General features: G+C 70.3%; 18 protein-coding genes. 7 read left to right on the forward strand and 11 right to left on the reverse strand.

Translation table 11 applies throughout. The features are described 5' to 3' along the window. Positions 1–233 precede the first annotated feature (233 nt). The gene (locus tag ACEZHJ_RS08180; protein ID WP_163143234.1) at positions 234–701 is read right to left on the reverse strand and encodes a peptidylprolyl isomerase; all 468 of its coding nucleotides are present in this window, start codon (positions 699–701) and stop codon (positions 234–236) included. Between the two features lie 119 nt (positions 702–820). After that, on the reverse strand, positions 821–1,165 hold the full coding sequence (locus tag ACEZHJ_RS08185; RefSeq protein ID WP_163143237.1) for a PilZ domain-containing protein: 345 nt from the start codon (positions 1,163–1,165) through the stop codon (positions 821–823). A gap of 197 nt (positions 1,166–1,362) precedes the next feature. On the opposite strand from ACEZHJ_RS08185, the gene ACEZHJ_RS08190 reads away from it, so the two are divergent. From ACEZHJ_RS08190 to ACEZHJ_RS08200, 3 genes are read left to right on the forward strand one after another with little or no spacing between them, the layout of a single operon-like run. Then, on the forward strand, positions 1,363–3,441 hold the full coding sequence (locus ACEZHJ_RS08190) for a S9 family peptidase (RefSeq protein WP_375036421.1): 2,079 nt from the start codon (positions 1,363–1,365) through the stop codon (positions 3,439–3,441). Between the two features lie 6 nt (positions 3,442–3,447). Next, positions 3,448–4,920 carry a GTPase gene (locus ACEZHJ_RS08195; protein WP_375036422.1) on the forward strand — a complete coding sequence of 491 codons (1,473 nt, stop codon included), beginning with the start codon at positions 3,448–3,450 and terminating at the stop codon, positions 4,918–4,920. A gap of 34 nt (positions 4,921–4,954) precedes the next feature. Further along, positions 4,955–6,247: a DUF697 domain-containing protein gene (locus tag ACEZHJ_RS08200; RefSeq protein WP_375036423.1), complete on the forward strand. Its 1,293-nt coding sequence runs from the start codon at positions 4,955–4,957 to the stop codon at positions 6,245–6,247. A 266-nt stretch (positions 6,248–6,513) separates the two neighbouring features. Here the strand turns inward: ACEZHJ_RS08200 and ACEZHJ_RS08205 are convergent, their stop codons facing one another. After that, a complete protein-coding gene (locus tag ACEZHJ_RS08205; protein ID WP_375036424.1) occupies positions 6,514–9,237 on the reverse strand; it encodes a GNAT family N-acetyltransferase in 2,724 nt (907 codons plus the stop codon). A 91-nt stretch (positions 9,238–9,328) separates the two neighbouring features. Between ACEZHJ_RS08205 and ACEZHJ_RS08210 the strand changes: the two genes are divergently transcribed. Continuing rightward, entirely contained in the window at positions 9,329–10,798 is a 1,470-nt protein-coding gene (locus ACEZHJ_RS08210) for an MFS transporter (protein WP_205599822.1), read from the forward strand. 11 nt (positions 10,799–10,809) lie between these two features. On the opposite strand, the gene ACEZHJ_RS08215 is transcribed toward ACEZHJ_RS08210, so the two are convergent. Continuing rightward, positions 10,810–11,742, reverse strand: coding sequence for an AEC family transporter (locus tag ACEZHJ_RS08215; protein WP_205599821.1), 933 nt, complete (start codon positions 11,740–11,742; stop codon positions 10,810–10,812). Positions 11,743–11,954: 212 nt separating this feature from the next. Between ACEZHJ_RS08215 and ACEZHJ_RS08220 the strand changes: the two genes are divergently transcribed. Continuing rightward, positions 11,955–12,965: a histone deacetylase family protein gene (locus ACEZHJ_RS08220; RefSeq protein ID WP_018719250.1), complete on the forward strand. Its 1,011-nt coding sequence runs from the start codon at positions 11,955–11,957 to the stop codon at positions 12,963–12,965. A gap of 44 nt (positions 12,966–13,009) precedes the next feature. On the opposite strand, the gene ACEZHJ_RS08225 is transcribed toward ACEZHJ_RS08220, so the two are convergent. From ACEZHJ_RS08225 to ACEZHJ_RS08255, 7 genes are all read right to left on the reverse strand, one after another. Continuing rightward, positions 13,010–14,392 (reverse strand): TRAP transporter large permease, encoded by a 1,383-nt coding sequence (locus tag ACEZHJ_RS08225; RefSeq protein WP_018719251.1) that lies wholly within the window; start codon positions 14,390–14,392, stop codon positions 13,010–13,012. After that, positions 14,389–14,940 carry a TRAP transporter small permease gene (locus ACEZHJ_RS08230; protein ID WP_163140313.1) on the reverse strand — a complete coding sequence of 184 codons (552 nt, stop codon included), beginning with the start codon at positions 14,938–14,940 and terminating at the stop codon, positions 14,389–14,391. Before ACEZHJ_RS08230 ends, ACEZHJ_RS08225 begins: the two co-directional genes overlap by 4 nt. Positions 14,941–14,953: 13 nt before the next feature. Continuing rightward, the gene (locus tag ACEZHJ_RS08235) at positions 14,954–15,934 is read right to left on the reverse strand and encodes a TRAP transporter substrate-binding protein (protein WP_018719253.1); all 981 of its coding nucleotides are present in this window, start codon (positions 15,932–15,934) and stop codon (positions 14,954–14,956) included. A gap of 359 nt (positions 15,935–16,293) precedes the next feature. Beyond that, positions 16,294–17,667 (reverse strand): sigma-54 dependent transcriptional regulator, encoded by a 1,374-nt coding sequence (locus ACEZHJ_RS08240; RefSeq protein WP_163140311.1) that lies wholly within the window; start codon positions 17,665–17,667, stop codon positions 16,294–16,296. After that, positions 17,660–19,915, reverse strand: coding sequence for an ATP-binding protein (locus ACEZHJ_RS08245; RefSeq protein WP_163140309.1), 2,256 nt, complete (start codon positions 19,913–19,915; stop codon positions 17,660–17,662). Before ACEZHJ_RS08245 ends, ACEZHJ_RS08240 begins: the two co-directional genes overlap by 8 nt. A 94-nt stretch (positions 19,916–20,009) precedes the next feature. Next, a complete protein-coding gene (locus tag ACEZHJ_RS08250) occupies positions 20,010–21,347 on the reverse strand; it encodes a ferric reductase-like transmembrane domain-containing protein (RefSeq protein ID WP_375036425.1) in 1,338 nt (445 codons plus the stop codon). 117 nt (positions 21,348–21,464) lie between these two features. Then, entirely contained in the window at positions 21,465–22,007 is a 543-nt protein-coding gene (locus ACEZHJ_RS08255) for a cytochrome b (protein ID WP_018719261.1), read from the reverse strand. Between the two features lie 182 nt (positions 22,008–22,189). Here ACEZHJ_RS08255 and ACEZHJ_RS08260 point away from each other — a divergent pair, with 182 nt between their 5' ends. Both ACEZHJ_RS08260 and ACEZHJ_RS08265 read left to right on the forward strand, forming a co-directional pair. Further along, positions 22,190–23,713 carry an ATP-binding protein gene (locus tag ACEZHJ_RS08260; protein WP_375036426.1) on the forward strand — a complete coding sequence of 508 codons (1,524 nt, stop codon included), beginning with the start codon at positions 22,190–22,192 and terminating at the stop codon, positions 23,711–23,713. A gap of 37 nt (positions 23,714–23,750) precedes the next feature. Further along, positions 23,751–24,428, forward strand: a complete 678-nt coding sequence (locus ACEZHJ_RS08265; RefSeq protein ID WP_163142966.1) for a response regulator — start codon at positions 23,751–23,753, stop codon at positions 24,426–24,428. The last annotated feature ends 56 nt before the right edge of the window (positions 24,429–24,484 follow it).

Here is a 24,484-nt window from a genome sequence, read left to right on the forward strand (position 1 = left end):
CATCAGGCACCAGTCACCCTATACCCTGCAAATCGCCTTGGCTGGTCGTTTCGACGGTAGGCCGATGGCGCGAGGGCGACCGGCGATCGCCGGGGCGGGGAGGGCGTTTGCGGGCCGTGGCGCTGTTATGCCCGCTGCCGGCCCACGCGACGGCGGGGCCACAGGAGAAGCCAATAAAAAACCCGCCGGCATCGGCCGGCGGGTTTCGGTGTTCGGCCGGAGACGGCCTCGGCTCACTCCTCGTGGATGTGGCCGTGCTCGAGCTCCTCGTTGGTGGCCTCGCGCACCTCGGAGACCTTGACCTCGAAGTTGAGGGTCTGCCCGGCGAGGGGGTGGTTGGCATCAACGGTGACGGTCTCGCCGTCGACGGCGGCCACGGTGACGACCTGGGTGCCGGCCTGGGTCTGGGCCTGGAAGCGCATGCCCGGCTCAACCTTGTCGACGCCCTGGAACATCTCCATCGGGACTTCCTGCTGGAGGCGGTCGTCGCGCTCGCCGTACGCCTCGGCCGGCTCGACGGTCACGGAGACGTCGTCGCCCGCCGCCTTGCCCTCGAGGGCGTTCTCCAGCCCGGGGATGATGTTGCCGGCACCGTGGAGATACTGAAGCGGCTGCCCCTCGGGGGAGGCGTCAAGGACCTCGCCATCGTTGTCCTTCAGGGTGTAGTCGATGGCGACGACCTTGTCCTTGGAAATCTGCATATCAACCTCTGGGCATCGAGTGTGTTGACCGCACACTGTAACTGCCACGGAAGGTGCAGCCCAAATCGGGCCCTTTTCGTACCGACGAGTGGTGCGAGGCTACTGTTGGGCGGCGGTACCTACGGGTCGAGCCGGAAGCGTTCCGCCACGGCCCGCAGCTGCCGGCGCACGGTATCGTCTTCACTGACCAGCTCGAAGCCGACCCGGTGGAAAACCGCGTTGCGCTCCTTGTGCGCCCACACGCAGCGTGCGTCGAAGGCGATGCGGTCGGTGCCGTCCACCGGTGTCTCCAGCACCAGCTCGAGCGGATAGACCTCCCCGCTGTCCAGCGGTTCGTGGGCCTCCAGCATGCCGCCGTCGACGCTGACGTCCGTGAGGTAGCCCACCAGGGCCCCGGTTTCCCGATGATGGATCGGAAAGAACTGACCGACGACATCCCGGGGCCGTCGTCTGGCATCACGCATTCCCCGTCTCCATGCCATGCATTCCCAAATTAACTATGACCGCGGCTCATCGCTTTGTCCACAATTTCAGCGCCACCGGCCACAGTACCGTTCGGTTCCGCGGGATGGCCGTGCGCGGCCGGGGGCCGCACTATGAACGCCCCGGTTAGTGTTAATCTGAACAGCTGCCATTCATTTCCCCAGTCGAGGAGCCTGCCGTGCCCGACCGGCCCGTTCCGCCGGTGGCCCTGCGCCGCCCCGTAGAGATCACCCACCACGACCACACGCGCGTCGACGAGTACGCGTGGCTGCGTGACCCGGACTGGCGCGAGGCCATGCGCGACCCGGATCGCCTGGATCCGGCGATCCGCGAGTACCTGGTCGCCGAGAACGCCTATGCCGATGCCGTGACCGCGGACACCCGGGCGCTGGAGTCCGCGCTGTTCACCGAGCTGCGCGGGCGCATTCGCGAGGACGACGCCTCCGTGCCCCTGCGGGACGGCGCGTGGTACTACTACAGCCGTTACCGCGAGGGCGGGCAGCACCCGCTGCTGTGCCGGCGGGGCGCCGAGGGTGGCGAGCAGGTACTGCTCGACGGTGACGCAGAGGCCGCCGGTGCCGCGTATTTCCGCCTCGGCGGGGCGGAGCACAGCCCGGACCACCGCTATCTTGCCTATGCCGTCGACGCCGCCGGCGCCGAGGTCTTCGAGATCCGGGTGCGCGACCTCGAGACCGGCCAGGACCTCCCGGACCGTATCGGCGACTGCAATGCCAGCTTCGTGTGGGCCGCGGACTCGCGCACGGTGCTCTACACCCGCATCGACGGCGACCACCGCTCACGCTGGGTGCATCGCCATACCCTGGGCGAGCGCGGCCCGGACCCGCTGGTCTACGAGGAGCAGGACGCCGGCTTCTTTCTGGGCGTGGACAAGACCGAGAGCGGGCGCTATCTGCTCATCGACAGTCACGACCACACCACCTCGGAGGTCTATTACCTCCCGGCGGACGATCCTTCCGCCAGGCCCACGGTCTTCGCGCCGCGGCGCGCCGGCACGGAGTATGGCATCGCCGACCGGGGCGAGGCCTGGTACATCCTCACCAATGCCGGGGACGCCGAGGACTTCCGCATCTGCACCGCGCCGCTCGACGACCACGCGCCCTCGAGCTGGCGCACGCTGGTCGCCCACGAGCCCGGCCGGCTCATCCAGGGCATGCTGCTCTTCCGGGACTACCTGGTGCGCCAGGAGCTCCAGGATGCGGTGCCGCGGATTGTCGTCCGCCGCCTGGACGACGGCGTCGAGCACACCATCGAGTTCCCGGAGGCCTGCTACAGCGTGGGTCTGTCCGCAGGCTTCGAATTCGTCACGGACACGCTGCGCTTCGCCTACAGCTCGTTCACGACGCCCGCCGAGGTCTATGACTACGATATGGCTGCGCACACGCGCACCCTGCGCAAGCGCCAGGAGGTGCCCTCCGGGCACGATCCGGCGGCCTACGTCAGCGAGCGACTGACCGCCCGGGCGCCGGACGGCGAGGCCGTGCCGGTGTCGCTGTTCCATCGCCGCGACTGTCCGCCGGGGCCGGATACGCCGTTGCTGCTCTACGGTTACGGCGCCTACGGCATCAGCGATCTGCCCTCGTTCAGCCCCAACCGCCTGTCGCTGGTCAACCGCGGCGTGACCTATGCCATCGCCCACGTGCGCGGGGGCATGGAGCGCGGCTACCGCTGGTACCGCGAGGGCCGCATGGCGGACAAGCCCAACACTTTCAGCGACTACATCGCCTGTGCCGAGACGCTGATCGGCGAGGGCCGCACCGGCCGCGGCTGGCTGGTTGCCCACGGCGGCAGCGCCGGCGGCATGCTGGTGGGGGCCGTGCTCAATCAGCGCCCCGAGCTCTTCGGCGCGGCGGTGGCGGACGTGCCCTTCGTGGACGTGCTCAACACCATGCTCGACGAGACCCTGCCGCTCACGCCCCCGGAGTGGCCGGAGTGGGGCAATCCCCTGGACGACGAGACCGCGTACTTCCGCATCCTCTCGTACTCGCCCTACGACAACGTCGCCGGGCAGGCCTATCCGCCGCTGCTGGTGACCGCCGGCGTTTCCGACCCGCGGGTGACCTACTGGGAGCCCGCCAAGTGGGTGGCCCGGCTGCGTGCCCGGGCCACCGGCGATGCCCCGCTGGTGCTGCGCACCAACATGAGCGCCGGTCACGGCGGGCCCGGCGGGCGTTTCCAGTACCTGGAGGAGGTGGCGCAGCGCTATGCGTTCATCCTCCGGGCGCTGGGGATCGAGTAACCGGGGATGACGAGTCTCGCGACGGTCGTCGCACGCTGGCGGTGGCTGGTCCTCGCCGTCGTGCTGCTCGTCGTCGCCACCGTGCTGCTGCTCGCGGGCAATCAGCTCCTCGCGCTCAAGGCCCGGCTGGCCGACGAGCCCCTCGCCGTGCGCGCGGTGGTGATCGCAGTCGGGCTGGCCGTGCTCGCCGCGGCCGGCTGGGGGGTGTGGCGAACGCTGCGGATGCCGGCACGGCCGGCCCGGGACGAGGTGGTGCCGGACGAGGCCGGGCTGCGCGCCCGCGCGGCCACCTGGGCGGAGGCGGGCGCCGACGTGGCCGCCGTGCGCACGGAGCTGGACGAGCTGGACCGGCGCCGCGAGGCCGGCAGTGTGCACGTCGCGGTGTTCGGCACCGTGAGCAGCGGTAAGTCGGCCCTTATCCGTGCCCTGGCGCCGGGTGCGGCGGCGGACTCCGATGTGCTCGGCGGCACGACCCGCGACGTGGTCCACTACGAGTGGCAGGATGTCCGAGGCGACCGCCTCGTGCTCACCGACATGCCGGGCCTGTCCGACCCTGCTGCCGGCCTGGACCGGACAGCGACCGACGAGGCCGGCAGGGCGGACGTAGTGGTGTTCGTTGCCGAGGGCGACCTGACGCGCGAGGAATGGCGGGCCCTGGACGCCGTACGCGCCCTCGACAAGCCCCTGGTGGTGGCGCTGAACAAGGCGGACCGCTACGAGCCGTCGGACCGGGAAGCGATCCGCGCCCGCCTCGGCGAGCGTTTCGGCGCGTCGACGGAGATCGTACCGGTCATCGCCGGCGGCACCGAGACCGTGATTATCCGGGACAGTGACGGCCACGAGCGCGAGGAGGAACGCGAACGCCTGCCGGACGTGCGCCGGCTGCGCCGGGTGCTCCAGCGCGTGGTGGACCGTGACGGTCTGAGCGCCGGTCGGGACCGGGCCGTCCTGCTGCTCGCCGCGCGCAAGCTGGAGGGCGCCGTGCAGGCCCACCGCCGCGACGCCGCGGAGGCCCTGGTCAGCCGCTACGCCCGCCGCGCCGTGGTGGGTGCCATGGCCGCGGTGGCGCCGGGCAGCGACCTCGTCATCCAGGGCGGCCTGGCCGCGGGCATGGTCCGGGAGCTGTGCACCCTGTACGAGGCGGACTGGCGCGAGGTCGGTGTGGAGCGCTTCATCGCCGGGGTTCGCCGGCGTTCGCACACCGTGACACCACTGCTGCTCGGCGTCGCCGGCAACGCCCTCAAGGCCTTCCCCGGCGTGGGGACGCTGGCTGGCGGCGCGGTCCACGCGGTGGCCTACGGGCTGCTGTTCCGCACTGCCGGGCGGGCGCTGATCGTGTCCCTGGAGGACCGTGGCGAGCTCGCCGCCGACGACGCCCTGGCACGTTTCGAGGAGACCCTGCGTGAGGATATGGGAACGCCTGCGCGCTCGCTTGCCCGCGTGGCGCTGGACAGCGAGGCGCCGAAGCGGGACGGATGAGTCCGCCGACGCGGCCTCGCGGGAGGACACCGCGATGCCCCCGCCGGCGGGCGAGGATACCGCGCTGCTGCAGGTCCGCGAGAGCCTGGAGGCGCTGCTCGCCGACCGCCGTGTGCCCGAGGCGGTGCGCACCGAGCTCGACGGCGAGTACCGGGCCGTCGCCGAGATGCTCGAGCGCCTGGAGCACGGGCACATCTACATCGCCGCTGTCGGCCGGGTGAGCGCCGGCAAGTCCTCCCTGCTCAACGCCCTGCTGGGGCGTGCCGCGTTCACCACCAGCGCCCTCCACGGCGAGACCCTGGCCGCGGACCGGGCGATCTGGCGGGCCAGCGATGATGGCCACTGCTTCCTCTACGACACCCCGGGACTGGAAGAGATCGCCGGCGAGGACCGCGAGGCCACCGCGCTGCGTACGGCGGCCTCCGCGGACCTGGTGGTGTTCGTCGCCGACGGCGACCTCACCCGCGCGGAGCGCCGCGCCCTGGAGGTCGTCTGCGCCGAGCGCCGCCCGGTGATCCTGGTCCTCAACAAGGCCGACCGGTATACCGACGACGAGCGCGACCGACTGCTGGCCCGGCTGCGCGAGCACGCCGCCGGCCTGGTGGTGGCGGAGAACGTCATCGCCTGCGCGGCGGATCCGGCGCCACGGCGCGTCGTCATGATCGCCCCGGACGGCAGCGAGACGGAGCGCCGCGAGCGCCCGCCGGCGGCCGTATCCGACCTGGCGGACCGGCTCTGGGCGGTGGTCGAGGCGGAGGGCAAGGCCCTCGCGGCACTCAACGCGGGCCTGTTCGCCAGCCGGGTCAGCGACCGCGTGGCCGCGCGCATCACCGAGCTGCGCCGCAGTGTGGCTCGGCGGGTCACCGATGCCTACGCTCTGGGCAAGGGCGTCGCGGTGGCGGTCAATCCGGTGCCGGTGGCGGATCTGGCCGGCGCGGCGGCGCTGGACGTGACCCTGGTCTTCCACCTGGGCCGGGTCTACGGGCTTCCGGTGACCCGGCGGGAGGCGGGACGGCTGGTGGCGGTGATCATCGGTCAGCTCTCCGCCCTGCTGGGTGCGGTGTGGAGCGTCAACCTGTTCGCCTCTCTGGCCAAGCTCGGTACCGGCGGCGCGGCGACCGCGCTCACCGCCTCGGCCCAGGGCGCGGTGGGCTACGCCAGCACCTGGATCCTCGGACGCGTGGCGGAGGACTACTTCCGACGTGGCGGCAGCTGGGGCGAGGTCGGCCCCAAGCGTGCCGTGGAGGCGGTGATCGACGGCGTCGACACGGAGTCTCTTCTGGCCCAGGCCAGGGAGGACATCCGCCGGACGCTGCGCGGGGGGTAGCGGTCGTTTCCCCCTCTCCCCCGGCCCCTCTCCCGCAAGGGGAGAGGGGGGCAGGACGCTCCCCGACAGGCCGGCCGCTGTGGCAGCCGGCGACCGCCGCCCGCTCCCCGGCACACGGGGCACCATGCCGGCCGGCACGCATCGTGACGGCGGCCAGGGCATGGCGTAGGTCGTGCACCGAAGGCGTGCGACATCCCGGGTCGGTCACCGAAGACGTCGCACACGGCTTTCGGCCGTGCCCGACCTACGGGATGGATGTCCCGGCGCTACGCGGGCTCCGGCGGGGTGTCGGCGTGCTCGCGCAGGTCGAGGGTCACGCGGACCACGTCGGGCTCGTCGGGGTGGGCGCGGCGCCGGAAACCGAGCTCCTGGCACAGGCGCAGCATGATCTGGTTCTCCCGGAGCACGTCGCCGAAGATCTCCTGGATGCCGCGGCTGCGGGCGTACGCGATGATCCGTTCCATCATCAGCCGGCCCAGCCCGCGGCCGGTCAGCGAGCGGTGGATGATGATGGCGTATTCGGCGCGGGTGTTGTCCGGGTCGGCGTTGATGTGGACGACGCCGTGGATGGTGGCGTGCCCGGGCATGCCGGGCTCGGTGAGCACCAGCGCCATGTCCCGGTCGTAATCGATCTGGGTGAAGCGCGCGGCCTGCATGTGCGTCATGCGCTTCATGGGCATGAAGAAACGCAGGCGCACCTCCTCCGGGCTCAGCCGGGCGAAGGCGTCGCGCAGGGGCATCTCGTCCTCCGGGGTGATCGGGCGCAGGCGCAGCTCGTGGCCGTCCTCCCCGGGGATGGTCTCCTCCAGCTCCCGGGGGTAGGGGCGGATGGCGAGCCGGCCGGTCCCGCTGCCGCTGCCCCGGCCCACGCGCACGCGGGCGTCCAGCGCCATCACCCCGCGATGGTCGGCGAGCAGCGGGTTGATGTCCAGCTCGGCCACCTCGCCGAGGTCGGCGACGATCTGCGAGAGCCGCACCAGGGTGAGGGCGATGGCGTCGCGGTCGGCGGCGGGCACCCCGCGGTAGCCCCGGAGCTGCCGGTCGATGCGGGTGCGCTCCATCATGTCGTAGGCAAGCTTCATGTTCAGCGGCGGCAGGCCCAGGGCCTGGTCGCGGATCACCTCCACCGCCGTGCCGCCCTGGCCGAAGAGCACCACCGGCCCGAACTGGTCGTCCTCCGTGACGCCGGCGATGAGCTCCAGGGCGTCGGAGCGGATGATCATGGGCTGGATCGTGAACCCCTCCAGCCGCGCGTCGGGCTTGTGCCGGCGCACCCGGGTGAGGATGCTCTCGGCGGCATCGCGGACCTCGTCGGCGTCCGCCACGTCCAGGGCGACGCCGCCGACGTCGCTCTTGTGGGAGATGTCCGGCGAGAGGATCTTGATTGCGAACGGCCCCTCGAGGTCCCCGGCCACACGGGCGGCGTCCTCCGGGTCGCGGGCGATGCGGGTGGGCACCACGGGGACGCCGTAGGCGGCGAGCAGCTCCTTGGCCTCCGCCTCGCTGAGCCATTCGCGCCCCTCGTCCCGCGCGGCGGTGACCAGCGAGCGGGCGTGCTCGATGTTCGGCGTGAAGCTCTCGGGCACGGAGGGCGGTGTCTCCAGCAGGGCGAGCTGGTTGTGGTGGAACTCGACCACGTGCATGAACGCCCGCACGGCGCCCTCGGGGGTGGTGTACGTGGGGATGCCCGCGTCGGCGAACTGCCGCCGTGCCGGCACCGCCAGGAAGTCGCCCACCCAGCTCGTGAGCACCGGCTTGCGCCCGCGCCGGCGGTGGCGGCCGAGCGTGAAGACGATCGCCCCCGCCGCCTCGCCGGGGTCGGCGATGGCGGTGGGGCAGTTGAGGGCGAGCACCGCGTCCACCTCGCGGGCGGCCATCAGCGTCTCCAGGGCCTGGCTGTAGCGCTCGCCGGGGGCGTCGCCGATGATGTCCACGGGGTTGCCGCGGGACCAGGTCGCCGGCAGGTGCTCGTTGAGCTTCTCGACGGTCTCCTCGGAGAGCTCCGCGAGGTGACCGCCGCGCTCGATCAGGGCGTCGGTGGCGAGCACGCCCATGCCGCCGCCGTTGGTGAGGATGGCGAGGCGGTCGCCGTTCGGGGTGGGGGCCAGCGCCAGTGTCTCCACCGCGGCGAACAGCTCGCCGAGGGTGTCCACCCGGAGCATGCCGGCGCGCCGGAAGGCGGCGTCGTAGACCTTGTCCGAGCCCGCCAGCGCGCCGGTGTGCGAGGCCGCCGCCCGTGCGCCCTCGGCGTGGCGGCCGGATTTCACCACGATAACCGGCTTCATGCGCGAGGCCGCGCGGGCCGCGGACATGAACTTGCGGGCATCGGTGATGGCCTCGACGTAGAGGAGGATCGCGCCGGTGTCCGGGTCGTTGGCCAGGTAGTCGAGGAGGTCGCCGAAGTCCGCGTCCGCCATGTCCCCGAGGGAGATCATGTGCGAGAAGCCGATACTGTGGTTCTGGGCCCAGTCCAGGACCGCGGTGACGATCGCCCCGGACTGGGTGACGAAGGCGATGCGTCCGCGCGGCGGGCTCAGGTGTGCGAAACTGGCGTTCAGCCCGGCACCGGGGACGATCAGTCCCAGGCAGTTGGGGCCGAGAATCCGAAGCAGATGGGGGCGGGCGGCGTCGAGCATGGCCTGGCGCAGGGCCTGCCCGCGCTCGTCGTGGCCCTCGCCGAAGCCGGCGGTTATCACGATCGCCGCCTTGGTCCCGCGTGCGCCGAGCTCCTCGATGATGCCGGGGATGGTCTCCGGCGGAGTCGCGATCACCGCGAGGTCCGGCGTCATCGGCAGGCTCGCCACGTCCGGGTAGGCGAGCACGCCCTGTACCGCGCGGTGCTTGGGGTTGACCGGCATGATCGGCCCCTCGAACCCCGACTTGAACAGGTTCCGGGCGACCACGCTGCCCACGCTCCCCTCGCGGCGGCTCGCGCCGATGAGCGCAATGGAGCGCGGCTTGAACAGGTACTCCAGGTTGCGAACGGTCATAGGGCGTTTCCTTGGTGGTCGATTGCCAGTGACTCAGTCATCCGATAACCCGTCGCCGGATCGCGGCGCGGCCGCCGCCCGGGCGGGGCACGTGTCCACGGCCCGCCGCGGGTGGGTCCTTGCCTGCGTGATGCTGACGATGTTCCTTGCCGCGATCGAGGGCACCATCGTGGCCACCGCGATGCCCGACATCGTATCGTCCCTTGGGGGCGTGAGTCTTTATACGTGGGTCTTCAGCGGGTTTTTTCTCGCCCAGGCGGTGGCGACGCCGCTCGCCGGCAAGCTCGCGGACCTGTTCGGGCGCCGGCCCCTGATCCTCGGGGGCGTGGCGGTCTTCCTGGCGGCGTCGCTGGCCTGTGGCCTGGCCACCTCGATGCCGGCGCTGGTTGCCTGCCGTCTGGTGCAGGGGGCGGGGGCGGGCGCGGTCCAGCCCATTGCCATGACCCTGGTGGGCGATCTCTACACCCTCTCCGAGCGCGGCCGCATCCAGGGCTGGCTGTCGAGCACCTGGGGGATCTCGGCGCTGCTGGGACCGCTGGTCGGCGGGGCCATCGTTGACCACGGTCACTGGCCCTGGATCTTCTGGCTGCACCTGCCCTTCGGCGTGCTGGCGATGGTCGGGCTGGCCGTTTTCCTGCGCGAGCGGCCGGTGCACCGCCACGACGGCGTGGACTATCCCGGCGCCGGCTGGTTCCTGCTCGGATGCTCCACGCTGATGCTGCTGCTGGTCCAGGGCGGCGTTGCCTTCGCGTGGGACTCGGCGGCGGCGTTCGGCCTTGCGGCGACCGCCGCGGTCGGGGGTGCGGCGTTCCTGCGCCGCGAGCGCCGGGCCCCGGAGCCGCTGATGGACTTCGGTCTGTGGCGTTATCCGCTGATCCGCATCGCCAACGGTGCGGCGCTGACGGCGGGGATGATGATCATCGGGCTGACGAGCTTCCTCCCCGCCTACGTCCAGGGCGTGCTCGGCACCTCGGCGACGGTGGCCGGCTTCGCCCTCACCGCCGTCTCCGTGGGCTGGCCGGTTGCAGCGGTGATCTGCGGGCGGATGCTGCCCCACGTCGGCCCCCGGGTGACCGCGCGGATCGGCGGCGTTTGCCTGTGTCTCGGTGGCGTGCTGTTCGTCTCCCCGGGCATGGCACTGGGGGCGTGGTGGCCGGCGCTGGGCTCGTTCGCCACCGGGCTCGGTATGGGCTTCACCAACACCACCTTCGTCGTCAGCATCCAGAGCGTGGTGGGGTACCGCCAGCGGGGCGCTGCCACCGCCGGGAATCTGTTCATGCGGCTGTTCGGCAGTGCCCTTGGCGCCGCGGTGCTCGGCGGGGTGCTCAACCAGCGGCTGCAGGCCGGGCTGTCGGGATCGTCCGCCGACCTGAACGAGGTGCGCGGCCTGCTCGGTCGCGGCGGCGAGGCCATGGCGTCGCTGGCGCCGTCGCTCCAGGCCGCGCTGGCGGACGCCCTCGGCTGGGTGTTCGCCGGTGTGCTGCTCTTTGGTGTGTTGACGGCGGTGCAGTCGTTCCGCCTCCCGGCGCTCGCGCCGGGCCACGCCGGTGAGCGGCGCTGAGTGCGGCCCGCTCAGGGGTGACCCGCCAGTATCAATACGGCCGGCAGGGTGAGCGCGGAGATCATCGTCTGCACCGTGAGCAGGGTGGCGACCAGGGTGTGGTCGCCGCCGAGCTGGCGGGCGAGGATGAACGCGGAGGTCGCCGTGGGCAGGGCGGCAAAGAGCACCAGCACCCGGGTCTCCAGCGGGGTGAGAGTGAGCGCTGTCGCCGCGGCCCAGGCGAGCGCCGGCATCACCGCGAGCTTGAGGATCACGCCGGCGGCGAGGACGGTCTTGTTGCCGCTGGCCGTGCGCAGCTGCAGCCCCGCACCGACGGTCATCAGGCCCAGGGGCAGGGCGGCGCGGCCGATGATCTCCAGCACGCCCTCGCTGCCCAGCGGCAGGCCGATGCCCGTGCGGTTGAGTGCCAGGCCCGCGACGCAGGCGAGCACCAGCGGGTTGCGTGCGATCCCGCGCAGGGTCGCGCCCAGCGAGCCGTGGCCGCCGGCGTAGCGCAGCAGCACGCTCACGCAGATCACGTTCACCAGCGGGATGAGCATCGCCATCACCAGCGCCGCCACCGCCGCGCCGTTGCTGCCGTAGACGGCCAGGGCGGTGGCCACCCCCAGGTAGGTGTTGAAGCGTATCCCCGCCTGGAACACCGACGTGAACCCGGGGCCGTCCACAGGCAGCGCCCGGCGCAGGGCGAGCAGCACCGCGCTCATCGCCGCCAGGGTCAGCGCCACGGCGGTGGCCACCGGGGCGATGCGCGCGCCGTCGATGCTGGCGGTGGCGAGCTTGTCCACCAGGAGTGCGGGGAAGAGCACGAAGTAGACCAGGCGCTCGAGCTGCGGCCAGAACCCCTCGCCCGGGAAACCCCCGCGGCGCATGAGGTGTCCCAGGGCAATGAGGGCGAAGATCGGTACGAGAGCGCCGGCGACGGTCTGCAGGCTGGATACGGGCATGTCAGTGGCTGCGGTCTGTCGGTGGCGCCGCCGCACCGGCGGCATCGGCCCGCCGGCGCGGGGCTGCTAACCTGTAGGGATTGCCCCGCCGGGTGTGCCTGCCGGCGGGGGCCGTCGTGACGCCGGGTCTTCGGGCTTGACGCCGCCGGCCATTGTAAGGCGTGTTAGTTAGTGTGACATCAATCATCCAACTGATCCCGGAGGCCAGCAGAATGAAGGCGTTCTTCCACCCATCCCAGGACGGTCATCACCCGCAGACGTATTTTTCGCGGGGTCAGATGCGCGCCCCCCAGGAGCTGCCGGAGCGCACCCAGCGCATCCGTGAGGGGCTCGACGCGCTCGACATCCCGGTGGTGGAGCCCGCGGACTACGGTATGCGTCCCATCAACGCCGTGCATGACCTGGGATATCTGCGCTTTCTGGAATCGGCTCACCGGCGTTGGCCCGAGGACTGGGGCAACGAGGTCATGTCGAACGTGTTCATGCGCTCGCCGAATCCGATGCGCGGTATCCTCGCCGAGGCGGCGCGCTACCTTGCCGACGGCAGCTGCCCCGTGGGCGAGCTGACCTGGAATGCGGCCTACCATTCGGCGCAGTCGGCGGTCTCCGCGGCCTCCACGATGCTGGACGGTGAGCAGTACGCGTACGCGTTGAGCCGTCCGCCGGGGCACCACGCGCGCATCGATGCGGCCGGGGGGTTCTGCTATCTCAACAACGCCGCCATCGCCGCGAGGGTGCTGCAGTCCCGCTATCCGCGGGTGGCGATCCTGGACCCGGACATGCATCACGGCCAGGGTATCCAGGAGGTCTTCTACGACCGCAGCGACGTGCTCTATGTCTCCATCCATGGCGACCCCACCAACTTCTACCCGGTGGTAAGCGGTTTCGAGGAGGAGCGCGGCGAGGGCGCCGGCTACGGCTACAACCTCAACCTGCCCATCCCCCATGGTTCGCCGGAGTCCGCGTTCTTCGACCGGTTCGACGAGGCCATGCAGGCGATCCGGCTGTTCGCGCCGGACGTGATCGTGTGCACCCTCGGCTACGACATCTACAAAGACGACCCCCAGGCGAAGGTCGCCGTCACCTCCGAGGGCTTCAACCGCATGGGCGCGACGCTGAACGATACCGGCGTGCCGGTGCTCGTCGTCCAGGAGGGTGGCTATTTCCTCGAGGCGCTCGCCGAGAACACCCGCCAGTTCTTCTCCGGCCTGCTCGGCCGCTGACGACCGGCCGCCCGGGCCGGTGGCCCGGGCGGCCCTCGCCTCCGCTATCCCAGGATCTCCGGCAGGAACAGCGAGATCTGCGGGATGTAGGTGATCAGGAGCAGGAAGATCAGCATCAGTCCCAGCCACGGCAGGGCCGCGGACATGGCCCAGCCCAGGCTGCGGTTGGTGATGCCGGCGGTAACGAACAGGTTCAGCCCCACCGGCGGGGTGATCATCCCGATCTCCATGTTCACCACCATGATCACGCCCAGGTGGATCGGGTCGATGCCGAGCTGCATGGCGATGGGGAAGAGGATCGGCGCCATGATCAGCAGGATCGCCGACGGCTCCATGAAGTTGCCCGCCACCAGCAGCAGGATGTTGACCACGATCAGGAAGCCCCATGCCGGCAGGCCCCAGCTCACGATCGCCTCGGCGATGTGATGCGGGATGCGCTCGGTGGTCAGCACGTGGGCGAACAGCATCGCGTTGGCGATGATGAACAGCAGCATGATGCTGGTCTTGGCCGCGCTCAGCACCGTCTCGCGCATGTCCGGATGCCAGGCGCTGCGCGGTACCGCAACGAGCATCTGCACGGCATTGCGGGCCACCGCGGTCGCGTTGGACTCGCCCTCGTGGCGCCACGGTGTCGCCTTCAGCGGACCGATGTCCCGGTAGACCAGCGCGGAGACCAGGAACGCGTAGATCGCCGAGACCGCCGCCGCTTCCGTGGGGCTGGCGACACCGCCGTAGATCGCGCCGAGCACGATCACTATCAGCATCAGCCCGCCGGAGGCCCGTGCCGCCGAACCGAACAGGGTACGGAAGCCGGGGAACGGCAGACGCGGCAGGTCCATGACCCGGGCGGCGATGTAGATCGCGAGCATCAGGATGCCGCCCATCATGATCCCCGGGATCAGCCCGGCCATGAACATCTTCGCCGCCGAGGTCTGGGTCGCGGCGGAGTAGACGAGCATGACGATGGACGGCGGGATCAGGATGCCCAGCGTGCCGGCGTTGGCGATCGCCCCGGCGGCGAACTTCTCCGGATACCCCGCCTTGGCCATGCCGGCGATCACCAGGCTGCCGATGGCCGCCACGGTGGCCGGCGAGCTGCCGGAGACCGCGGCGAAGAGCATGCACGCCAGCACCGAGGCCATGGCGAGGCCGCCCTTGATGTGGCCCACGCAGTTGTTGGCGAAGTCGATCAGCCGCTCCGCCACGCCCCCCGTGGAGAGGAAGGCGGAGGAGAGGATGAAGAACGGGATCGCCAGCAGCGTGTAGTGATCCGATGCCGCTGAGAAGAACTTCAGCGCGATCGAGGCCAGCGAGTCGTTGGAGAACAGCAGGATCGTGACGATGCTGGACAGCCCCAGCGACAGCGCCACCGGGATGCCGATCAGCATCGCCCCGAACAGCAGGATGAACAGGAATGCGGTGGTCACGACCGGCCCCCCTCGTCGGCGTGCGTGGCCTCGAAGTGCTCCATGGTCTCGTCCGCCTCGTTGGCGAACGGAAAGCCGTCGGCCCGGCCGCGGACGATGTTCACCAGCAGGATCACCAGCCGCAGCGTGATCAGGCCGAAGCCGATGAGCATCACGCTGTGCGCCGCCCATGTGGGCATGGGCAGGTCCTCCATTGGCAGCCCGAGCATCCACATCTTGTCGAGGTAGACCCAGGAGCCGTAGAGGAACAGGCCCGCGTAGCCGAGGCAGGCGACGACCGCGACGACCGCGACCGCGCGCCTGGCCCGGCCCGGCAGCGCCCGGGTGAAGAGGTCCACGCCGATGTGCGTGCCCTCCTTGATCCCGTGCGAGGCGCCGAAGAGCACGAACCAGCCGGCCAGGGTCAGCGAGCCCTCTTCGGCCCAGTCGATGGTCGCGCCGAAGCCGAAGCGCATGACGGTCTCGACGAACACGAGCAGCGTCAGGACCACCAGGAGGAGGGCGATAATGTCCTCCTCCAGGCGGTTGAGCAGTCGAATGATGCTCATCGTGGGCCTACCCTCAGCCGTCGCACGCCTCGGCGGCGTCGATGAGGTCGCCACCGATCTGCGAGCGGAACTGGTTCCAGACCGGCTTCATCGCCTTGACCCACTGCTCGCGCTGATCGTCGGAGAGGTCGATCACCTCGCTCTCACCGGAGTCGATGACCTTCTGCTTGGCCTCCTGGTTGAGCTCATTGGCGAGGCTGTTGCCGTACTCCAGCGCCTCGTTCATGGACTCGCGGATCACCTTGCGGCTCTCCTCGTCGAGGCTGTTCCAGAAGCTGGTGGAGGTCACCACCATGTAGCCGAGATAGCCGTGGTTGGACTCGGTGATGTAGGGCTGCACCTCGTAGAACTTCTGGGTGTAGATGTTCGACCAGGTGTTCTCCTGACCATCGATGGCCTCGGTCTGCAGCAGGGTGAAGACCTCAGAGAAGGGCTTCTTCACCGGGGCGGCGTCAACAGCCTTGAACTGCGCGGCCAGCACGTCGGAGGACATGATCCGGAACTTCTTGCCGGCGGCGTCCCCGGGGGTGCGCAGCGGATCGCTCGCGGAGAGCTGCTTCATGCCGTTGTGCTGGTAGCCGAGGCCGATGATGCCCTTGTCCTTCATGTGGTCGAGCAGCATCCGGCCCTTGTCGCTCTTCTGGAAGCAGCTCACGGCATCGATGTTCTCGAACAGGAACGGCAGGTCGAAGACCTGGAGGCGGTCGGTGTAGCGGGAGAACTTCGACAGCGCCGGCGCGGCCATCTGCACGTCGCCGAGCTGCATGGCCTGCAGCACCTTGTTGTCGTTGTAGAGCTGCGAGTTCGGGTAGACCTCGACCTGCACCTTGTCGCCGATGCGCTCCTCGACGAGCTTCTCGAAGCGCTGGGCCATCTTGCCCTTGGGGGTGTTCTCCGCGACCACGTGGGAGAACTTCAGGGTCACCGGCGCGGCGAAGGCGCTGGCGGAGGTCAGGGCGAGGGCGGCACCGATTGCCAGGGCGGAAAGTCGCATGGGGATGCTCCTCCGTCGTTGTGTCGTGTCGATTTCATATGTGACGCAGCCTCACAGGGCTGGTGCCTGTGCGGAAGCAGAAACCGTGCCAAGCTTAAAGACTGCCCCTGCACATCCGCTGAGAACGTCGGCGTGACGCTGCGCGGGTATTGTCGCCCGTGTCTGCCAGTCACCGGTAACATCCTGTTATTAAAAAGGGTTTCTGGGCGGGGTGACGGTCGCTGCGGGCATCGGGACGATGACGCGCGAGCGGGGCGCTGGGAGGTCGCCGTGACCCCGCCCGGCCGGGGTACCGGTGGCGGGTTCCCGCACACTTCGGTGCGTTCTGGGTGGCGGTTTTCCGCACACCCGTGGGATGGCTATTCGGTGAACTGCTCCCGGGTGAGCCCGTACTTCTGCATCTTGTCGTAGAGGGTCTTGCGCGGGAGACCGAGCGCGTCGGTGGCGCGGCTGATGTTGCCGTGCTCGGCGCGCAGCGCGCTCTCGATGAGGGCACGCTCGAATCCCTCCACCTGCTCGCGCAGGCTCATGGCCGCAGCGGTGCCGTCGCCGGTCTTGTCCAGCACCCGGTCGAGGTCGAAGGCGTAGTGCTCGCCGAGGAGCACGTAGCGCTCGGCGACGTTGCGCAGCTCGCGCACGTTGCCGGGCCACTGGTGCGCGAGCAGGGCGCTGCGCTGCTCCGGCGAGACCGCCGGCACCTCGCGCTGGTAGCGGTGGTAGCCCGCCACCAGCATGAAGTGCTGGAACAGCAGCGGGATGTCGTCGCGGCGCTCGCGCAGCGGCGGGACCTCGAGACTGACGACGTTGAGCCGGTAGTAGAGGTCGTCGCGGAAACGGCCCTCGTCCGCGGCCTGGCGCAGGTCCACCTTGGTGGCCGCGACCACCCGCAGGTCCAGCGGGACCGGCGTGTTGGCACCGACCCGGATGACGCTGCGCTCCTGCAGCGCGCGCAGGAGCTGGACCTGCTGGGCCAGCGGCATGCTCTCGATTTCGTCGAGGAACAGCGTGCCGCCGCTGGCGTGCTCCAGCTTGCCGATGCGCCGCGTGCGCGCCCCCGTGAAGGCACCGGCCTCGTGGCCGAAGAGTTCGCTCTCGATGAGCTCGTCGGGTACCGCCCCGCAGTTCACGGCCACGAAGTTGCCCTCCCGGCGGCTGCTGTGCTCGTGCAGCGAGCGCGCGACCAGTTCCTTGCCGGTACCGGTCTCGCCGTGGACGAGCACGTCCGCGCCGGTGTCGGCGACCTGGTGGATCAGCGAACGCAGCCGCTGGATCGCCGGGGTGTTGCCGATGATACGCGGCCCCGGGGCGCTCTGGGCGGCGAGCTCCTCGCGCAGGCTGCGGTTCTCCAGGGTGAGCCGGCGCTTCTCCAGCGCCCGGCGCACGACCTCGGTGAGGGTCTCCGGGGCGTAGGGCTTTTCGACGAAGTCGTAGGCCCCGTCGCGCATGGCGCCGACGGCCATGGCGATGTCGCCGTGACCGGTGACCAGGATCACCGGCAGGTCCTCGTCGATGGCGAGCGCCTCGCGCATGAACGCGAGTCCGTCCATCTGCGGCATCTTGATGTCGCAGACGACCACTCCCGGGAACTCCCGGCTGATCCGCGCCAGCGCCGGTGCCGCCCGGTCGTAGGCGGTCACCGACAGGCCCGCGAGCTCCAGGGTCTGGGTCGCGGCGAGCCGGATATGGGCCTCGTCGTCTATGAACACTACCGGCGCCGTCGCCGCCTCACTCACCGTTGGCGTCCTCCGTGGTTCGTGGCAGCGTCACCGTGAAGACCGCGCCGCCCTCCGGGTCGTTGTCAGCATGCATCGTGCCACCCATCTCCTCGATGATCCGCGCGGAGATCGACAGGCCGAGGCCGAGGCCCTGACCGGTGTCCTTGGTGGTGAAGAAGGTCTCGAAGATCTGGGCGAGGTGCTCGTCGTCTATCCCCGGGCCGGTGTCGCGCACCCGCACCTCGATCCAGTCGCCGTCGGCATGCAGGGTGACGTGCACCTCGCGCCGTTCGGCCTCCGACATCGCCTGGGCCGCGTTGCCGATGAGGTTAACGAACACCTGCTCCAGGCGGACGGTGTCGCCCAGACAGTACAGCGGCGCGGCGTCCCAGTGGCGGAAAACCGCCACCCCTTCCCGGGAGAGCTGCGGGTCGAGCAGCGCGAGCGCGTCGTCCACCGCTGCGGGGACGGAAACCGCCACCGGCGTGCCGGTGCTCTTGCGCGAGAAGAGCTTGAGCTGGTTGACGATGCGTGCCATCCGCCCGGTGAGGTCGGAGATCAGCGACAGGTTGCCGCGGGCGTCGTCCTCACGGTCGTGGTCCAGCAGCAGCCGGGCGTTGTCGGCGTAGGCACGGATCGCGGTCAGCGGCTGGTTGATCTCGTGGTTGATGCCGGCGGCGAGCTGGCCGATGGCGGCGAGCTTGGCGGCCTGCACGAGCTCGTCACGGGTGCGGGTCAGGGCCGCCTCGGTGCGCTGGTGCTCCTCGATCTCGCGGCTGAGGCGCCGGTTGGTGGTGAGCAGATCCCGGGTGCGCTCGCTGACGCGCTGCTCGAGCTGGTCGTGGGCCTCGCGCAGGGCGCGCTCGCCGGCCTTGCGCTCGCTGAGGTCGTGGAGGGTGACCAGGTAGCGCCGGCCCTCGGGCAGGTCCATCGCGGAGACGGCGACCTCCAGCGGCAGGTCCGAGCCGTCGCCGTGGTGGGCGGAGACCTCCAGCAGCGGTGGGGTCGCGGTCTCCGCCGCCATCCGCAGGCCCTGCTCCAGGGTGCGCCGGTCGCCGCCGTCGAACAGTCCGGTCAGCGGGTCCCCGGACACGGAGTCGCTGCTGCGGCCGAGAAGCGTCTCGGCGGTGGGGTTGAGCGAGGCGATGCGCCCGTCCGCGGTGAGGGTCACCAGCCCGGCGCGGGTGTTGTCGATGATGGCGCGTACGCGCTCGGCGTTGGCGGCCGCGGCCTCCATGCTGGCCTGCTCGAAGCGCCGGCGCTCGGCGAGCCGTGCCCGCCGCTGGGCGAATACGCCCGCGGCCAGGGCGATGGCGAACAGGCTCGCCGCGGCGAGCAGCACCGAGCGTACGATCTGCTCGTAGACCGGTGCGGTATCCGCCATCACGTGGACACGCCAGCCCGCCGTGGGCATACCGCGCTCCTGGCGCAGGAAGCTCCCGCCGTCGCCCAGGTCCACGAGCGTCCCGCCGTCGGCGAGCGCGGTGGTGGACTCGCGTTGCAGCGGCGAGGGCGAGCGCCCGGGGTAGCGCTGGGTCGACTCGATGCGCCGGCGCTGGGGGGCGGTGAGCGGGTGCAGCGTCTTGAACCGCCAGCTCGGCTCGGTGGAGAGGAAGATAACGCCGGCCGGGTCGGTGACGATGAACTCCCGGCCGCTGCCGCCGCGCTCGCGCTCCAGCGGGGCCAGCGGCACCTTCACCACCACCACGCCCAGGATCTCGTCGCCGCGGCCCACCGGCGAGGCGAAATAGTAGCCGCGCCGGTTCGAGGTGATCCCCAGCGCGTAGAAACGCCCCAGTCTGCCTTTCGCGGCCTGCTGGTAGTACGGCCGGAAGCTGTAATTGTCGCCGATGAAGGAATCGGCGTCGTCGAAGTTGCTGGCCGCCACTGTGAGCCCGTCGTCGTCGAGCAGGTAGATGGCGGCGGCGTTGGAGACGTTCGCGGCGAGCTGGAGGTAGCGGTTGACCGAGCGCCAGGCGAGCGCGTCCGCGGGGTTGCGGAGCAGGCGCTGGAGCCGGCTGTCGTCGGCGAGCAGCGAGGGGAGGTACTCGAACTTCTCGAGCTCGCGGCGGACGTTGGCGATGTAGAGCCGCAGGTCGTTGGCGCTCTGCGTGCGCAGCCCGGCGTAGGCGGATTCCCGCGCGAGCCACCAGGTGCCGGCGAGCACCACGGCGGCCACGGCGATCGCCGCCGCGGCCACCAGGGCGCGCGCCCGCCAGCGGCGGGTGCGGGGCACCGGTTCGGGGATTGCGGCTCGGCTCGTCACGGTCACCCGGCACAGTGTACTAGCCTTGCCGACCGTATTGTCAGGCGTCAGCCGCCCTGGGTACGGGGCACGGCGACGGCGATCGTACCGGCGCTCAGCGCATCCGGAAGAGCTCCTGGTGGAAGGCGTCCGCGGGCAGGCCGTGGGCGGTGAAGTCCCGTCGCAGTGCCCGGCCGAAGGCCACCGGGCCGCAGAACCAGAGGCCGGCCTCGCGCCACTCCGGCACTGTCCGGCGGATGTCGTCCGGCGTGAGCCGGCCGTCGCGCGGGGTAATGGTGACGTGCAGGCGCACGCCAGCGGCGCGGGCGTCCCGGGTCAGGCGTTCGATCGCGGCGGGATCGTGATCCGTGGTCGGGTGGAACAGGTCGACGGGCGCTCCGCCCGGGTGACGGGCGAGATACTGCATGCGTGCGATGAAGGGTGTGATGCCGATGCCGGCACCGACCCAGATCTGGCGCGGGCGTGCGTCGTCGAAATCGAAGCAGCCGTAGGGCCCCTCCACGGTCACTGCCGTCCCCTCGCACAGCTGCTGTTGCAGCTGCGCGGTGTGGTCGCCGAGTCCCTTGACCACGAATTCCACGCAGCGCTCCTTCGGGTCCCAGGCCGAGGCAATGGTGTAGGGGTGCGCCCCCTCGTTACGGTCAACGGTCACGAAGGCGAACTGCCCGGGGACGTGGCCCGGCCAGTCCGGCGCGAGTGCGACGGTGGCGGCCACCACCCGCAACGGGTCGAACCGGGTGACCGAGCAGACGGTGCCGCTGACCCGGCGTGAACGGCCGATGCGGCCGCTGAGCGAGAGCGCCGCGGCGATGCTGCCTGCGGCGAGGAGTAACGCCAGCACCCAGCCGACCGGCTGCGCCCAGTAGTCTGTGCTGGTCAGCACAATCGCGTGAAAGACGAGGGCGAGGTAGCCCACCGCCAGCCACTTGTGGGTCCAGCGGAAGACGCGGTAGGGGACGCGCTGAAGCAGGGCGACCACGATCAGTGCGGCGACGGCGTAGAAGGTCCACTCGCCTACTGTCTCGGCGATCCCGCGCAGCATGTGCCCGAGCGATTCCCCGCCGGCTCCGCCGCCGTGGGCCGGGCCGGGTCCACGGCCGGGACGGGATAGCCATCCCCAGCCGACCATCCACTTCGTCCCCAGCGCCCACCACCAGTGAACGACCGCCACGGTCAGGGCGGCGATGCCCAGCCACCGGTGCAGGCGGTACATCTTGTCGAGGCCGTTGAGCCGGCGTTCCGCCCGGGCGGGCCGGGTGGCCAGGACCATGGCCAGGCTCATGGTGCCGATCGCGAGTACGCCAGTGTACTGAACGAACGCGTGCCGGAACGAGAAGTAGTTGAGCGGCTCAGGCAGGAGTGTATCCGCGAGCAGCCAGAGCAGGGTCAGCCCGGCCAGGAAGGACCAGAGCGTGAGTTTGATGGCGCGCATCGCCTCGTGCCCCTTTTGTGCGTCGTTGTCGTGTTACCCGGTTGACGGGCAGGAGGACACCTTGTCGCGCCGGCGGGCATGACGCGGGTCAACGCCCGCCGGCGGCGCGCGTGCCGGCTACTGGGGCGTGCCCCGCACCATGCGCTGCAGGGTCGCGTCCCGGTCGACGTAGTGGTGCTTGAGGGCCCCGAGGATGTGGAGGGCCAGCACGCCCACCAGGATCCAGGGCAGGATCTCGTGCGCCTCCTCGCCGAACTCGTGGAGCGCCTCGTTCTCGGCGACCAGCGGCGGCAGGGAGAACAGCCCGAAGAAGCCGGGCGTGTGTCCGCCGGCCGAAGCCATGAACCAGCCGGACAGCGGGATGATGACCAGCAGCGCGATCAGTGCCCACTGCATCAGTGTTGCGAGCCGGCCGGGGAAGTCGGCGTCCCGCGGCGGGCGTTTACGGTTGGTGGTCCGCCAGAGCACCCGGAGGATGCCGAGCCCGAGCACGCCCACACCGAGGCTGACGTGGAATCCCATCAGGGTGTGTTCGGTGGACTCCGGGAGGTAACCCGCGAACCAGCCGATGGCAAGCATCAACACGATGGCTGCGGCGGTAAGCCAGTGGAGCCAGCGGGTGACCGTGCCGTAATCAAACGGTGTGTCGCGCAGTTGCATTGGAAGAACTCCTTGGTCGTGTCGGTTCACTCGCAATGGTGCGATGCGATAGTGGGCGGAATATGAAGATACCGGGGAGTCGGCGTGGTTGTGCTTGCGTCGTGCGTCCCGCGCGGGATACTTGGCGCACGCAACGTGGCCTGCCATGACGGAGGTCAAGTCGAGAGGGTGGGCAGAAATTGATGAGACGACCGGGCATCACCGCGAAGCTGTTTCTCGCCATTCTGGGCGTCACGCTGTGCGTGGTCGTGCTCATGACCTTTGCGGTACAGATGACCTTTCGCAGCGATTTCCTCGACTACGTGCGAGAGCGCGAGGGCGAGCGTATCGACATGCTGGCGTCGGTGCTCGCCGATTATTATCGCGAGGCCGGCGACTGGCACGATCTGTCCGAAGACGGGCACTGGCGGCGCCTGCTCCGGGAGGCGCTGTGGCGCCAGCGAGAGGCGGAGGCCCATCACCGCGAGCGCGACGACGGCGAGGACCACGACGAACACCGGGAGCGGGATCACGGGGACGACGATGGCCGCGATGACCGCCACCGCGAGCGCGACGATGATGGCCACGGCGGGTCCCGGCGTGCGGTTGCCGGTCCTCCCGGGGACGTGCCGTCCATGCAGGGCCCGGTCCGTTTCGGCCCGGCCCTGCTGAATGCGGAGCGGCAGCACATTGCCGGGCCTAAGGCGGTGCCGGGTCAGTCGGAGTCGCGGCCGGTCATGGTGGATGGCGTAACCGTGGGCTGGCTTGTCTATCGCCCCCCGGGGCGTATCACCGACCATCTGGCCCTGCGTTTCCAGGAGAAACAGTTCGACGCCGCCTGGATGACCGCGCTGGTCGTGGTCGTGCTGGCCACAGTGGTGAGCCTGCTGCTCGCCCGTGGCTTTCTGGCACCGGTGCGCCGGCTGGCGGGCGCGACCCGGGCGCTCACCGCCGGGCGGTTCGACACACGGGTGGACGAGCCCCGCCGCGACGAGCTCGGCCAGCTGGCCAACGACTTCAACCGCCTGGCCGAGACCCTGGAGCGCAACGAGCGCCTGCGCCGCGCATTCATGGCGGATATCTCCCATGAGCTGCGCACGCCACTGTCGGTGCTGCGGGCCGAGCTGGAGGCCATGGAGGACGGCGTGCGCCCGCTCACCCGTGAGTCCCTGACGGGCCTGCAGGGCAGTGTCGCCACGCTGAGCAAGCTCGTCGACGACCTCTACGAGCTCTCGCTCTCCGACGCCGGCGCGCTCAACTACCGCATGGAGGTGCTGGACCTCGCCGAACTGGCGAGAACGGCCGCAGGGCAGTGGCGTGCGCGGATGGCCGATGCCGGTCTCAGGCTGGCGCTGACGGTGCCCGGGCAGCCGGTGACGGTTACCGCCGACCGTGGCCGTATCGGTCAGCTCCTGGGCAATCTGCTTTACAACAGCCTGTCCTATACGGACCGCGGCGGCGAGGTGCACCTGTCCCTGGCCACGGAGGGTGGCGAGGCCGTGCTGCGGCTGGAGGATTCCGCGCCGGGCGTGCCCGCCGAGGCCCTGGAGCGGCTGTTCGAGCGGCTCTACCGGGTCGAGGGCTCACGCAGCCGCTCCAGCGGCGGCGCCGGCCTGGGGCTTGCGATATGCCGTAACATAGCTGTGGCCCACGGTGGTCGAATCGAGGCCTATGCAGCGCCCGCCGGCGGTGTCGGCATACGGCTGACGTTGCCGCTGGCGGGCTGAACGACGGGACATGACTCAACCAGGAGGGTACCGGGGCATGAGTGGATGCATCCTCATCGTCGAGGACGAGCCCCAGCTGGCGGGGCTGCTGGCCGACTACCTGCGTGCGGCGGACTACGAGCCGCACGTGCTGGGCGACGGCCGCGAGGTCGTCCCGTGGGTCCGCGCCAATCAGCCCGATCTCGTGCTCTTGGACCTCATGCTCCCCGGCGAGGACGGCATGAGCGTGTGCCGCGCGATCCGCGGCTTCAGCGACGTGCCGGTGGTCATGGTCACCGCCCGGGTGGAGGAGATCGACCGTCTCCTCGGCCTGGAGCTCGGCGCCGACGACTACATCTGCAAGCCCTTCAGTCCCCGCGAGGTGGTCGCCCGGGTCAAGGCCATCCTGCGCCGGACCCGCAGCGACGCGCCTGCCGGTGCGGGGCGGGGGCTGGTCGTGGACGAGGCCGGCTACCGTGCCAGCCTCGACGGCGAGCCGCTGTCGCTGACACCGGTGGAGTTCCGCCTGCTCGCCACCCTCGCCGGGCACCCGGGCCGGGTGTTCTCGCGGGACCAGCTCCTCGATCACCTCTACGACGATCACCGCGTGGTGACCGACCGCACCGTGGACACCCACGTCAAGAACCTGCGCCGCAAGATGGCCGTTATCCGCGGCGACCAGGAGCTGATCCGCTCCGTCTACGGCGTGGGCTACCGCCTCGAGGCCCTGGGCTGAGGTTCGGGCCCGGCGGCGTTTCACATTCTCTCCCCGATTCGCGCATATTCCCTCCA

Origin of the sequence: Arhodomonas sp. KWT2 (genome assembly GCF_041949875.1) — a bacterium.
In the GTDB taxonomy this organism is placed as follows: Bacteria; Pseudomonadota; Gammaproteobacteria; order Nitrococcales; family Nitrococcaceae; genus Arhodomonas; species Arhodomonas aquaeolei.

Excerpts from the sequence above, each read along its gene's own strand:
- ACEZHJ_RS08205 (WP_375036424.1), bottom strand. The coding sequence starts at position 9,237 with ATGACCGTTCGCAACCTGGAGTACCTGTTCAAGCCGCGCTCCATTGCG.
- ACEZHJ_RS08195 (WP_375036422.1), top strand. The coding sequence starts at position 3,448 with ATGACGAGTCTCGCGACGGTCGTCGCACGCTGGCGGTGGCTGGTCCTC.
- ACEZHJ_RS08180 (WP_163143234.1), bottom strand. The coding sequence starts at position 701 with ATGCAGATTTCCAAGGACAAGGTCGTCGCCATCGACTACACCCTGAAG.
- ACEZHJ_RS08250 (WP_375036425.1), bottom strand. The coding sequence starts at position 21,347 with ATGCGCGCCATCAAACTCACGCTCTGGTCCTTCCTGGCCGGGCTGACC.
- ACEZHJ_RS08235 (WP_018719253.1), bottom strand. The coding sequence starts at position 15,934 with ATGCGACTTTCCGCCCTGGCAATCGGTGCCGCCCTCGCCCTGACCTCC.
- ACEZHJ_RS08220 (WP_018719250.1), top strand. The coding sequence starts at position 11,955 with ATGAAGGCGTTCTTCCACCCATCCCAGGACGGTCATCACCCGCAGACG.
- ACEZHJ_RS08215 (WP_205599821.1), bottom strand. The coding sequence starts at position 11,742 with ATGCCCGTATCCAGCCTGCAGACCGTCGCCGGCGCTCTCGTACCGATC.
- ACEZHJ_RS08260 (WP_375036426.1), top strand. The coding sequence starts at position 22,190 with ATGAGACGACCGGGCATCACCGCGAAGCTGTTTCTCGCCATTCTGGGC.
- ACEZHJ_RS08230 (WP_163140313.1), bottom strand. The coding sequence starts at position 14,940 with ATGAGCATCATTCGACTGCTCAACCGCCTGGAGGAGGACATTATCGCC.
- ACEZHJ_RS08200 (WP_375036423.1), top strand. The coding sequence starts at position 4,955 with ATGCCCCCGCCGGCGGGCGAGGATACCGCGCTGCTGCAGGTCCGCGAG.
- ACEZHJ_RS08185 (WP_163143237.1), bottom strand. The coding sequence starts at position 1,165 with ATGCGTGATGCCAGACGACGGCCCCGGGATGTCGTCGGTCAGTTCTTT.
- ACEZHJ_RS08255 (WP_018719261.1), bottom strand. The coding sequence starts at position 22,007 with ATGCAACTGCGCGACACACCGTTTGATTACGGCACGGTCACCCGCTGG.
- ACEZHJ_RS08265 (WP_163142966.1), top strand. The coding sequence starts at position 23,751 with ATGAGTGGATGCATCCTCATCGTCGAGGACGAGCCCCAGCTGGCGGGG.